The organism is Hoeflea sp. (genome assembly GCF_984452065.1).
In genome coordinates this window covers 16,817-28,316 of record NZ_CFHWAF010000054.1, presented here as the reverse complement: position 1 = coordinate 28,316, position 11,500 = coordinate 16,817, and the positions used below count along the sequence as shown (strand labels likewise).

The 11,500-nt window shown below is 57.1% G+C and carries 13 protein-coding genes and 1 pseudogene; 4 read left to right on the top strand and 10 right to left on the bottom strand.

The window, feature by feature from the left end; translation table 11 throughout:
- Positions 1-419, top strand: a 419-nt coding sequence (locus tag AC5E6N_RS12245) for a hypothetical protein (protein ID WP_491748073.1), incomplete at its 5' end; no start/stop codon positions are given.
- On the opposite strand, the gene AC5E6N_RS12240 is transcribed toward AC5E6N_RS12245, so the two are convergent.
- Complete coding sequence (locus AC5E6N_RS12240) at positions 416-1,357, bottom strand: DMT family transporter (RefSeq protein ID WP_491748072.1); 942 nt, start codon at positions 1,355-1,357, stop codon at positions 416-418. The genes AC5E6N_RS12245 and AC5E6N_RS12240 overlap by 4 nt on opposite strands.
- Positions 1,354-2,445, bottom strand: coding sequence for a TauD/TfdA family dioxygenase (locus tag AC5E6N_RS12235; protein ID WP_491748071.1), 1,092 nt, complete (start codon positions 2,443-2,445; stop codon positions 1,354-1,356). Before AC5E6N_RS12235 ends, AC5E6N_RS12240 begins: the two co-directional genes overlap by 4 nt.
- A 104-nt stretch (positions 2,446-2,549) precedes the next feature.
- On the opposite strand from AC5E6N_RS12235, the gene AC5E6N_RS12230 reads away from it, so the two are divergent.
- Together AC5E6N_RS12230 and AC5E6N_RS12225 are read left to right on the top strand one after the other, a co-directional pair.
- Positions 2,550-3,458: a LysR family transcriptional regulator gene (locus tag AC5E6N_RS12230; protein ID WP_491690164.1), complete on the top strand. Its 909-nt coding sequence runs from the start codon at positions 2,550-2,552 to the stop codon at positions 3,456-3,458.
- 122 nt (positions 3,459-3,580) lie between these two features.
- Positions 3,581-3,772: pseudogene (locus AC5E6N_RS12225) on the top strand (DDE-type integrase/transposase/recombinase); the annotation flags it as partial.
- A gap of 59 nt (positions 3,773-3,831) precedes the next feature.
- Here AC5E6N_RS12225 and AC5E6N_RS12220 read toward each other — a convergent pair.
- Both AC5E6N_RS12220 and AC5E6N_RS12215 read right to left on the bottom strand, forming a co-directional pair.
- Positions 3,832-4,266 (bottom strand): type II toxin-antitoxin system VapC family toxin, encoded by a 435-nt coding sequence (locus tag AC5E6N_RS12220; RefSeq protein WP_491748070.1) that lies wholly within the window; start codon positions 4,264-4,266, stop codon positions 3,832-3,834.
- 432 nt (positions 4,267-4,698) lie between these two features.
- Complete coding sequence (locus AC5E6N_RS12215) at positions 4,699-5,718, bottom strand: alpha/beta hydrolase family protein (protein ID WP_491748069.1); 1,020 nt, start codon at positions 5,716-5,718, stop codon at positions 4,699-4,701.
- Between AC5E6N_RS12215 and AC5E6N_RS12210 the strand changes: the two genes are divergently transcribed.
- A complete protein-coding gene (locus tag AC5E6N_RS12210) occupies positions 5,709-6,836 on the top strand; it encodes a helix-turn-helix domain-containing protein (RefSeq protein WP_491748068.1) in 1,128 nt (375 codons plus the stop codon). The genes AC5E6N_RS12215 and AC5E6N_RS12210 overlap by 10 nt on opposite strands.
- Positions 6,837-6,871: 35 nt before the next feature.
- Here the strand turns inward: AC5E6N_RS12210 and AC5E6N_RS12205 are convergent, their stop codons facing one another.
- From AC5E6N_RS12205 to AC5E6N_RS12180, 6 genes are all read right to left on the bottom strand, one after another.
- A complete protein-coding gene (locus tag AC5E6N_RS12205) occupies positions 6,872-6,952 on the bottom strand; it encodes a hypothetical protein (RefSeq protein WP_491748076.1) in 81 nt (26 codons plus the stop codon).
- Positions 6,922-7,269 carry a recombinase family protein gene (locus AC5E6N_RS12200; protein WP_491748067.1) on the bottom strand — a complete coding sequence of 116 codons (348 nt, stop codon included), beginning with the start codon at positions 7,267-7,269 and terminating at the stop codon, positions 6,922-6,924. Before AC5E6N_RS12200 ends, AC5E6N_RS12205 begins: the two co-directional genes overlap by 31 nt.
- The gene (locus AC5E6N_RS12195) at positions 7,269-7,421 is read right to left on the bottom strand and encodes a hypothetical protein (protein ID WP_491748066.1); all 153 of its coding nucleotides are present in this window, start codon (positions 7,419-7,421) and stop codon (positions 7,269-7,271) included. Before AC5E6N_RS12195 ends, AC5E6N_RS12200 begins: the two co-directional genes overlap by 1 nt.
- A gap of 136 nt (positions 7,422-7,557) precedes the next feature.
- Positions 7,558-9,189, bottom strand: coding sequence for a glycerol-3-phosphate dehydrogenase/oxidase (locus AC5E6N_RS12190; RefSeq protein ID WP_491748065.1), 1,632 nt, complete (start codon positions 9,187-9,189; stop codon positions 7,558-7,560).
- Positions 9,186-9,953 (bottom strand): DeoR/GlpR family DNA-binding transcription regulator, encoded by a 768-nt coding sequence (locus AC5E6N_RS12185; RefSeq protein WP_491690158.1) that lies wholly within the window; start codon positions 9,951-9,953, stop codon positions 9,186-9,188. The genes AC5E6N_RS12190 and AC5E6N_RS12185 overlap by 4 nt, the downstream gene beginning before the upstream one ends.
- Positions 9,950-11,449, bottom strand: a complete 1,500-nt coding sequence (locus AC5E6N_RS12180; protein ID WP_491748075.1) for an FGGY-family carbohydrate kinase — start codon at positions 11,447-11,449, stop codon at positions 9,950-9,952. The genes AC5E6N_RS12185 and AC5E6N_RS12180 overlap by 4 nt, the downstream gene beginning before the upstream one ends.
- Positions 11,450-11,500 lie beyond the last annotated feature (51 nt).

The window sequence follows — 11,500 nt, the reverse complement described above, 5'->3', positions numbered from 1 at the left end:
TTTCTTCATGTAGCGCAAGTGAAACAATCACTTACGTGACTTCACGTCACACGAAGTCAGGGGTGCATCGGCTCCGAGAATCCGAGAAACTTGTTTCTCAACAAACAGTTACCAGATTCAAGGACGGGGTCCGAATGCTCCCGGAATGGGCCGGACTTGTAGAAGATATCTTCAGTGAAAGCGCGGTAAACATGGCCATCCTCGCGCGGTCAAAACACTTTGCCGCCCAGCAGTTGCTCGCCTCTGGACAGGTTTTGGAGGCGATGCCGGGGGATTTCTCAGTCACGCACCTGGTCGCTAAACTGCTCGATTATGGCATGACATCCGGGCGGCGCTTGAGAGATCCTATAGTGCTGCATCGCGTCGCAGGAATTCCCGAGGCGCACGCCCAACCGTCATGCGGCCGGGCGTGTCCCTAAACAGGAGCTGCCATCTCAGTGGAATCGGGTTTCGTAGCCTTGCGTTTGAGTGCTGGTTTTCGCGCGGTCAGGGTCAACCCGACGGAAGCCGCCGCCAGTCCGAGGCCAACAATCGCAGCGGGGGTGAGCGTCTCGCCGAACAGGAGCCACGCCATGACCATCGTCACCGGAGGCGACAAGTAGGTAAGGCTGGCGACGCGTGCGGCCGGCAGCCTGCGCAGCAACGCAAACATCAAGCCGTAGGCGGCGAGCGAAACGACCAGAGCAAGCCAGACGACCGCGAAGATGAGACCGCCTGTCCACTCAGCGTGCAGGCCTTCCAAACCGATCGCGAGCGGCGTCAAGCAGATCAGTGAAGCAACACAGTGCCAGAAGGTGACGAGCAAGAGCGGTGCGTTGTCCTCGCCTTCGACGGTCGCATTCCGATCGATGAGAGACGCGATGGTTATGGATATCACAGCCACAAATGGGACAAGGTAGGCAACAAGCGCGCCACCGAGCGCCAGCCCGTCACCAATGACGATTGCGACTGCGAGCAGACCCAGAACCAGGCCGTTCCACTCCCGGCGTGACACGGCCTCGCCGGTCATCCGGGCGGACAGCGCACCCGTCATGATCGGTTGAAGCGCCGTAATGAAAGCGGCAAGACCAGCCGACAGGCCAAGATCGATCGCTCCGAGCACCGAGGACAACCATGCCGCGTGCGCTAAGGAACCAACAATCATATGGCGTAGCAGCACCTTCAGCGGCAACCGCTGCCACTTATTGGCAAGTGTCACAGCAATACCAAGAACAGCAACGACGAGAAGATAACGCCAGAACAGGATCGTGAAGGTTCCGGCGTAGTCGAGGCCAAACTTGGCCCCGACAAACCCGGAGCTCCACAGCACGACAAAGAGCGCGCACAGGATCGGGATGGTCGAATGGCGCGCGGTCATCGCGCACCACCTTGTCCTTCGGCGATCCGGCGGAAGCCGGCCAGGTCATCAAGTTCCATGTATACCTGCTGAAAGTGCCGCATACCTTCACCATCATCGAACGCGTCGCGCCCGTGAAGAACCCGGTGGTTGTTGATCAGCAGGAGCTCACCTGGCTCGCATCTATGGGACAGCCGGTTCCGAGGGGCGTTGACGCGCTTTGCCAGCGCCCGCCAGGCATCATACCACTTTGGAACAAGATCGAACGGCACCGTCCGCAGGGGTTGAATGGTCCAGTTGGCATAGCGCAGAATGGACAGATGGCCCACAGCGTCCATCATAATCGGCGGACAGACCGTCAGCGTGTCGGCCTTCTTCGACCATAGACGGAATTCGACATCATATTCGGTCAACAGCTTTAAGGCGTCTGGCGCTTCTCTGCGCAGTTGCTCCACCACTCGTTCGCCGTCGACACATTGCGAAGCGCCACCTGCCACTTCGTTTGCCAGACAGTGAAAGGCCATGACATTGGGCGGCCAGGAATAGCCTGAACAACCGGTGTCGAACGCTATCTCGCGTACATAGGCCAAGCGTTCCGTAAATCGTTCAACCTCGTGAGAAACCGTCGGCACATCGAGCAGACGAACAAGGCCCCTGCGCTGGAAAGCATGCATCATTGCGGCCGCAGCAAGGTCGTCGGACATCACCTCAGAGTAAGCAAAGCTCTCGAGGTTTTCGCCATACTCGGCGCCCCAGGCTTCAGGATGCTCCGGTTTCCCGAAATCGGCCAAGCTGTCATATGCATTCTTACGCAACCATGCGGGATCAAACAGGCTGGGTATGGATCCATCGGACCATGTGATATGCACGCCGTCTGGTTGCAGCTCTGCGCTGTAGATCGTCAGATGAGCGGGCACATCTTCGATCAAGGATTTCCGTTCGCCTGTCGTATGATCGAAGCGGTCTTCAGACCGGCAATTGTCGCGCAGCCATTGGAAATGGAAGCGGGCTTCGCTTCCATCCGACCATTGAATCGCCAGATGATCACTCTTCTGAGCAAGGTTCGCTATGTCAGAAGCCGATTGCAGTGAAAGGTCATGTTTTCCCATGTTCGGAACCCTCTTCTTTCAGATGGAGAGTTTGAAATCGCAGAGTTCCTGATCTCAAAGAATACAAGTATTGCGCCGAAGGGCTTTGCGTTTTATGCAAAGCCATGGATCTTCTGGGCGACCTTGAATTGTTTGAAGAGCTTGCCGAGCATGGCAGCTTCTCTGCTGTCGCGCGCCTGCGGAATCGGGCCGCTTCAAGCCTGTCCCGTCGGCTTGACCGGCTCGAGGAGCACTTGGGGCAGCGACTGTTCAATCGCTCCCCGACAGGTCTGTTTCTGACAGCGGCCGGTGATCGAAAACTGCGTGAAGCCCGAGCGCTGAACCGGGCGACTGCGGCGTTCTCCGAAAGAGCCGCAGAAAAGGGGCAACTGACGGGACATATTGCCGTCTCAGCGCCGTCAAGACTTGGCGCCATTGTGGTCGTGCCAGCCGTTGCCGCGTTCCTGGAGGAAAATCGCCATGCGCGGATCGATCTGCACCTGACGGACCAGATGCAAGACCTTGACCGGGAAAGGATTGATTTGGCGGTTCGGATCGGTGGCGAAACACCAGATCATTATCTGATACGCAGGATCGCGCCGAACCGACGTATACTGGTGGCCGCTCCTGAATATCTCGCCACGGTGCCGCCCATTCAATCTGTGGCCGATCTCGACCAATGCGACGCGCTTATGCTGGGCACCACGACGCGCTGGAAACTCACGGGACGCGAAGGCAAAACTCATGTCGCAACGCCAAAGGCCCGAATGGCGTTTGTGACCGGTGATGCGCTCCTGACGCTTTGCACATCAGGATTGGGGGTTGCGCTGAAATCAGTGTGGGATGCTGCGCCTTATCTTGCAAACGGACAGCTGGTGCGGGTTCTCCCGGAATGGGAGCAGGCTCAGTCCGTGGACATCATGGTGGTTCTCCCAGACAGGCGCTTGCTTTCACCGACACTACGTATCTTCGAAAAGGTTCTGGAAAGTCGATTGAAGGAGATTGCGGTGGGCAACAATGCCCGTGGCACATAGCACTGTGAAGGTTCGCTCCACGGCGACGGCAGCCCTAGAAAAGTGATTGTCATCGAATAGTACGCCCGGCGGCCAGTCACGGAATCTTCGATCCTGGCTTCAATTCCTTGCAACGGTTCGGGTATCCGAACGACATCATCGCGCAGGATCACCGGTTTATCAAGCAACTGACCCGGCCGATGATGGGCTTCAAGGCCTTTCATCCAGCAAGCGCAACGCTCTGTGGGATCGAGATCGCGCACATGATCCGCAAGGGACAACGGAATCAAGCCGGTGGTCCCGCTCACCGACAGTTCATGGCGCTCGCAGGATAACTGCGTCCACACAAGGACACCAATCTGCACAACATCAAAGTGTGCGACACGACCACGCGTCAGTCATCACCTTCTCCGTCCCATGGGTTGGTGATTGCCAGATCGAAATTCTGAAAGTCCCGAACGTTCCGTGTGACCAGGACAAGACCATGCTCGATGGCAATAGCTGCAATTTGCGCATCCGCGGCAGCCGGAGTGAGTCCCTTGCGATCCCCGTCGCCCATCAAGCGTCCCCAAATTCGTGCAGCTTTGTCATCGAACGGCAGTATGCGCCCTTCGAATTGCTCCGATAGATCATTCTCTATCCAGCGCTCATAGGTGTTTGTGCGTGCTTCCTCCTTGATTTTGCGTGCACCGCGCATCAGTTCGCCGACTGTCGGCGAAGCCAGGAAGAGTTCAGCCGGATTCCTTTGCTCAACCCAAGCCAATACCTTTGGCTCCGGCTTTGGCCGAACAGTCTCGCTGACGACGCTTGTATCGATCAAAAACGCCATTATGGAAGATCAACGCCGCGCCCTTCTGAGCGATCACGTGTGACACCGATCTGATCCTGAACCAATGGCGACGATCTGAGAAAGGCGACAAGTTCCGATCCGCTCTTCGCCCTTGTTGCCGTGACAATCGACCCCAAAGACTCCCGAATAAAGTCGGCCCGTTTGCCGCCGGATCGCAAGGACTCTGCAATTGACTTCACAAGGGCTGCATCACGATTCGGCACCGTGACCTCGACACGCCGCGAGCCGCTTGCAGCGACTTTTGTGCAGTGCAGGGCAACGCGGGCATTTCTCTTATCTGATGAACTGGTTTGAGGCATCAAAGCATCTCCGTAACGTTACCGGAGGTGCCTGTTTGAGCCCGAACTGTCAAGAACGCATCAGGAACGGGTCCCCGTCAAGTAGGCTGGAAGAGCTCATTAATAGAGGGATTTATAGCTTTAAGAACTGCGTGATTGCTCGGATGGAAGCTTCATGTACCGTTGATCTATCCCAATCTTCCGGATCATCACAGATGGGGCCTTCGCCTTCTTCAAGCAGCAATTTCGGAGCATTTTCGGTGCAGATCGGGAGAAATGAATAGTGATAGGCATCAGGGATCACAGTATGCGTGACATTCGGCAACATGTCAGCCAGGCCACTTCCCTCGGCTCGTACATCTGTTGCAAACCAGGGAAAGCTGTCACCCAGTGATATCAGCTGAACCGGGCGATTGATGACTTCTGCGCTTTCTGGAACGGCGGCGTAGGTGAAGCCGGGGTCCACCGCGACGAAGCTACTGAAACGTTCATCTGCCATATTGATGGAAAATTCCTGGGGCAGGTTATCAAAATCTACTCCACCGCGCATGAGGAACAGGCAGTCTTGGGCGGTTTCGCCGAATTTCCGGCAGTAATCACGGTAAGCTTCGGCATCAAGTTCCAGCCCCGCCAGCCCGAGCACTGTCGAACCGCCAAGCGAAAAGCCCAGGGCAGTTATCTGGTCGCGGTTGATGCGTTCGGAGAAATAGGGATCGGCCAGAACATGGTCGAGCGCAGCGCTCATATCTGCGGCGCGCTCCGACAATCGCACTGTCTGGCGCGGTGAACTGTCGCCGGTTGTTGTGCCCGGATGATTCAGGACCAGAACCAATGCGCCGCGTTCGGCCAAGCCGGCTGCCAGCCAGGCGGTGCCATCCATACTGCTACCGGACCCGTGGGAGACGACAATCAACGGTAGTTTTTCATCGGGCAAGGCCGCACCGATATAGGCTTTGACGGGTTCAAACACCGCGTTGCCGCCGATTTCACCGGCATAGGTCGCACGACCGACAGGTGACCATAGCCCTGCAGCGACCGGCCTGACGCGATGATCTGCCTCCATAGTGAAGTGGTCGAAGCCGACAGTCGGATCTGCATGGGCGCTGGCGGCAAACAAAATGGCGAGGGAAGAGGCGTAAAGGATTGATCGCATTTCAGGTCTCCAATGTTGAATTGATGACCTCTTATTGGCCAGTGTTTTGTGAATGCACGTCCTCGAACCGGTTTCAGGTCGCGATGAACCGGTTCTCGGACTATTTGGCGACCATGTTGACAATCCCTATCCCCTTGATGGTTGCTTTGCTTCTGGGCTTTCTCGCCCTTCGCCATTTGTTGGCAAAGGATCGGCCTACACTCTTCTTGATCCTGATCGCGGTTTGCGGGTTCCAGTCTTTGATCGTCTCGCTGACCCAACATTACGGAGTCCGTTGGCTGGTGATGGTCCAACCGGTAACAGCGAGCGTCATTCCACCTGTGGCATGGCTCACATTTCAATCGGCGGCCCTGCGCCCAATCGACATCAAGAAAGATGGGCTACATTTATTCGCCCCGATCTTTACGGCATTCTGTTTGTTTTTCGCTCCTGTGACCCTGGACGCCGTACTAGCCCTGATATTCGTTGGTTATGGGGGCGCGATACTCTTCTGGCTCCATAAAGATGACTCGTTGCCTCTCGCCCGCTTGGAATCCGGCCCGTTACCAGCGCGCATTTGGAAAGCTATAAGTGTCCTCATTATATTGTCTGCACTGTCTGACATCTTCATCGCCAGTGCCATAGGATTTGGACGTTTCGAATGGCGGCCACTGATCATCAGCGTTTTCACGTCGTTCAGCTTGCTTGGCATCGGCTCGCTAAGCCTTTCGCGTGACGCCGAAGGCACAACGGAAGTGGACCGAGCTGAGATTGAAACGAACCAAAGCCCCCCAGCAGAGGAATATGCCACCCTCATCTTGCGTTTGGACACCTTGATGGAGAATGACCGGCCCTATCTCGACCCAGAGCTGTCGCTTGCTCGCCTTGCCCGACGGCTTCACGTTCCTATCAAGCAGCTTTCGGTGGCGATCAACATAGTCAAAGGCGAAAACGTGTCTCGCTATGTAAATGGTTTTCGCATCCGCAACGCTTGTGCCTGTCTAGAGAAAGGGAACACGGTGACTGAAGCCATGCTTGGTAGCGGCTTCAACACCAAATCCAATTTCAACCGAGAATTCGGGCGCGTTATGGGGCAGTCGCCTTCAGCGTTCATGCGTTCAAGAGGGTTCAAGACATAGGTTCTGCATTTGCGTTTGGGCCTTCACGGAGAAACTTAGTTAAGATCCGCTTCAGTTTCGGCATCTGTCAGCGCCCGATAGACGGTCATTCTTGACACTCCCAAGTCACGGGCAATCTTGGCCTTAGCAACGCCTTCGTTTGCAAGCTTACGGATTTCCGCCGCCCTTTATAAACACCTTTGTCTTTGGCAGCCTCGATCCCGGCGCGCTGCCTGTCGCGAATGAACTTGAGTTCCATGTCGGCCACCATACCCAGAACGGTGATGACCATGCGGCCCATGCTTCCGGCCGTGGTAACTTCGGGTTCGAGTACGCGGAGAGATGCGCCTCCGGCGTCCAGCTCATGCACCAAGTTCAGCACATCTCGGGCGGATCGGCCAAGGCGATCAAGGCGATGAACAACAAGCTCGTCACCTTCGCGCAGGAATTCCATCACCGTCGCCAGTTCGGATCGATCTTCACGGGAAGCACACCAGAAACCGTTTCCGAACGGATGACCTCACGGCCTGCTCCCGTCAGCCTGCCTGTCTGAATTTCCAGATCCTGGCTCGACGGGCTGACGCGGGCATATCCGATTTTGGGCATATCAAACTGTCACATTAGGGTGGTTCGCACTCCAATCCTGTAACAATATGCGTTTGCCCACTCATTCGTGACATTCTTGGTCTGTCACATCAGCCTGTCTCCTGCGGGTACACCAGAAGGGAAGGATCAGCACCATTTACAGTAATTGATGGTGCCTTTCCAACAAAGTCTTTCGTGTTGCTTCGATCTCATCGGCGATCCGAGCGGCGTCCCATCCCAGGACATTACCTGCGACCGCCGCTATTTCTGACAGGCCTGCAGCGTTCAGTGCGCCGCAAACAGCCAATTGTGTGCGACGGATAACGATATCAGCCAAATGGACGACGTGTTCATGGGCCGCGATCCAGGCGACTTCCTGTTCCGAGTAGTCAAGCGTATTTCCGAGCATGCGCAGATTATCGGCTTCGGCGGCCAGGATCTCTCGTGCCGTTGTGCCGTATCGATTGAGTAATTTGGCTGCACGATCGGGGTCAGCGAAGGCCCTGGACCAATCATCCTCGTTCCCGGGATGATCTGCTCCACCACCAATTGCCAGATCTTTTGTCGACACCTGCCGAGAGACATTCAAACGGTCCAATATCAGGTCGGCGACTTCCTCTGAAAATCCCCGAAAGGTAGTCCATTTTCCACCGATGAGCGAAATGGTCGGAAAAGGGCGCGTATCATCGGGTTCAAAAATCGGCGAAGAATGATCGCGGCTGATCAGCCCGACCGCGGTGCCGTCCGAGGCGGGCAAGGGACGAATGCCCGAATAGGTGAACACAATCTGGTCACGCCTGACGGGGATTCCAGGTAAAAGAGCGGCGAGACTTTCGAGGAAATAGTCGATTTCGTCATCCTCGCACATCACGTTGTCGGGGTCATCCGCGCGGATATCTGTCGAGCCGATAAGCGCCTTGCCGAGGTAGTCAAAAATGAGGCAAATACGCCCGTCATTAGCCTCATAGTAGATCATTCGACCGTCCAGCATGGCTACAAGTTCGAAGTTGTCGACAACAATGTGACTGCCTTTTGTTCCGCCTATCAGATTGGCTGACACACCCAGGCGTGCGTTTACTTGATCAATCCAGGGACCCGCTGCGTTAACTACGATCTTTGGAGTGTAAGCATGTGATGTACCAGCTTCGTCGGTCACCAGAACATTGGCCCCGTCTATCCGATCAACCTGCGCATAGGTCAACGCTGCGGCGTCGCGTTGTGCCCGAAGCCCGTCTTGCACAAGTTCCATCACCAGACGTTCCGGCGCCGAGATCATTGCGTCATAATATGTCCCTGCCGCGACCGCTTTGTCGGTCAGTGCCGGCAATTCTCTTTTTGCGCGGGCCTTTGACCAGAAGCGGTGCTTCGGCATGACGCGATGCCGACGGCCGTAAAAGTCGTAAATCGCGAGACCCGCTTCGACCAGCAAGGCACCCCGGCTGCGTGGCGCCGTAGTGGATCCCAGCAGGGTCCGCATGGCCGCGCCGATGCCTTTCAACCATGAAAACATCGGTATCACCGTTTGCAACGGCTTGACCAGATGCGGCGCGTTCTGGAGCAGAAGGTTGCGCTCGAGGGTTGATTCGGCCACCAGGCGCAGCTGTCCGGTCTCAAGATATTTGATCCCTCCGTGGATCAACCGGGACGGTGCCGCAGACGTGCCGGACCCAAAGTCGCTCTTGTCCACAATCGCACAGGTCAAACCCTGGGCGCACAGATCGCGGAAAAGGCCGGCGCCGTTTATACCGGCACCGATGATGAGCACATCGACCGGATGCGACTTGGTCACGGTCGTGCAACTTTGCGCAAGTTGACGCCCTCGGCCTGCAGGATTTCGACGGTCTCGGCATCAAGCCCGTCATCCGTGATGACCAGATCGAAGGCTGCAAGCGGGGCGAACGCATGGAGCGCGATTTTTCCGAATTTTCCTGAATCGACAAGCAGTACCTTGTGTTTTGCAGCACGCATCATCGCCTGTTTTACGCGCGCCACCGTCGGATCCTGGATCAAAGCAACGCCGGCATCGACAGCGGATGTTGAACAGATCAGGGTATTCACCCGAAGCCCGGCCAGCGCGTTCTCGCACAAGTGGCCGATAAAGGCCTGATAGGTGGGATGATAGTCGCCCCCTAGAGACAACACCGATATCTCATCGACGGAGACCAGTGTCGAGGTCAGGCCAAGGCTGTTGGTCACCACCGTCAGCGGTGCCTTTTGTGCCAGCAACGGGCCCAGTTCACTGGCGGTCGTGCTGTCATCGAGCACGATCACCTCGCCCGACGCGATCTCGTTGAGAGCCTCCGCAGCCAGCGCCTTTTTCACCTCGGTCGCGCGGGATTGGCGAAAACTGAAGAGGCTTTCGTAAACGCCGGACGGTTGCGCGCTGACGGACCCGCGAAGTTTGCGCACGACGCCCTGACGACTGAGCTCTTCAACGTGGCGATGAATGGTCATGCGCGATACGCCGAATGTGTCGACGAGTTCATCAACACGGGCTGCGCCATGTTCCAGGACGTAGGATGCAATCGCCTTTTGCCGCTGCTCGGCGTTCATGGGGCGCTCCCGCGTTGTTCCAGCTTTTCCCAGATGGGCGCTATGGCATCTCCAACCTGTCGGTGCAAGGCAAACAAATCGTCCATGTCGCGCGTGCGGGCAGGCTCGGGACGATAGGTTGTCAACACAAGTTCTCTCGGCTCCTGTCGGGGATTGTCAAAAAGTCCGACGCCTGCCCCGGCGCAAAGGGCGGCGCCCCACGCGGCTGCTTCGTCCGTATCGGTTACCACAACCGGCAACCCCAGTGCATCCGCGAATATCTGACAAAAAACAGGGTTGCGGGAAATGCCCCCCGTCAGTCGTGCGCCTTCAATCTCAAATGCGTCGCGCAACGCGTCGACATGAACGCGATGATTGAATGCAATGCCTTCGATTACCGCGCGCAACATTTCGGGCCTGCCATGCCAGCCCCGTATGCCCAGGAAACTGGCTGAAGCCGTTGCGCCATGGGGCGACCCGAAGAGATACGGATGAAACAGAACGCTGGAGCGTTCGACCTGCGCGACATCCCGCGCCACTTGTGTGTGGATCGCGTCTCCTGCGGTATCGCGCTCCGACGCCATCAGTGTGTCGAGGAACCAATCATAGTTTGCCGCGGAAGCCGGCGAGATCGCCATGTTGTTCCACTCGCCCAGCGCAATGCCGTTCCGGCAAAACCAGGCCGGGTTGGTCTTCGGGCTGTCGGTTACCGTCTCGTTGATCGAGTAGGTTCCGGCGACAATGGCAACACTGCGTTTCGCGTAGCCACCGATACCGAGTGCGGAGGCGGTAACATCATGCAAGCCAGCGACGACGGGTGTGCCATCAACAAGGCCGGTTTGCTCGGCCGCCGCAGCTGTTACATGCCCAACAACATCACTCGGCAGGCCTACGTCCGGCAAGGTGGATGCCAGGGCCTCAAGACCAAAAAGCTCGAGAATGCCATCGGCATGGGCCTGGGTGTGAACATCGGTGAACGAGGTGCTGGCCTCTGTCAGATCTGTGCCCAAGGTTCCCGTGAGGCAATACCGCAACCAATCCTTGGCCGCCAGGACTGTTCCGATTCGCTCGAAAACTTCGGGCTCATGCTCACGCACCCATGCCAGCAAGGCGGACGGCGCTGAAGCATGAGGCAACTGACCCGTGTGTGCAAGCGCGAGATCAGACGTGCCATCGGCATTCCACCGGTCCAAAATCTCGGCGCCCCGGCTGTCCAGGGACAATATACCGGGGCGAAGGGGCCGGGCCTGGGCATCCACCAAGTAGAGCCCATCGCCATGCGCGGTCGCAGCGACGGCCGCAACGTCGGCGGCGCTTATACCTGAAACCGTCAGCACCTCACATATTGCCAGAGCAGTTTCGCGCCACAGGACGTCCATATCACGCTCAACAAAACGGGCGGCAGGCATCGACTGCGGAACCCTCCTGCGCGCCGTGGCAACAGCATTGCCGACAGCGTCGAAGAGCACCGCTTTGGATACGGTTAAACCATTGTCGACCCCTAGAATATAGGCCATAGCACCACAGGACGAGATAGAGGAAAGGGGCGTCATCGAGACGGCGCCCCT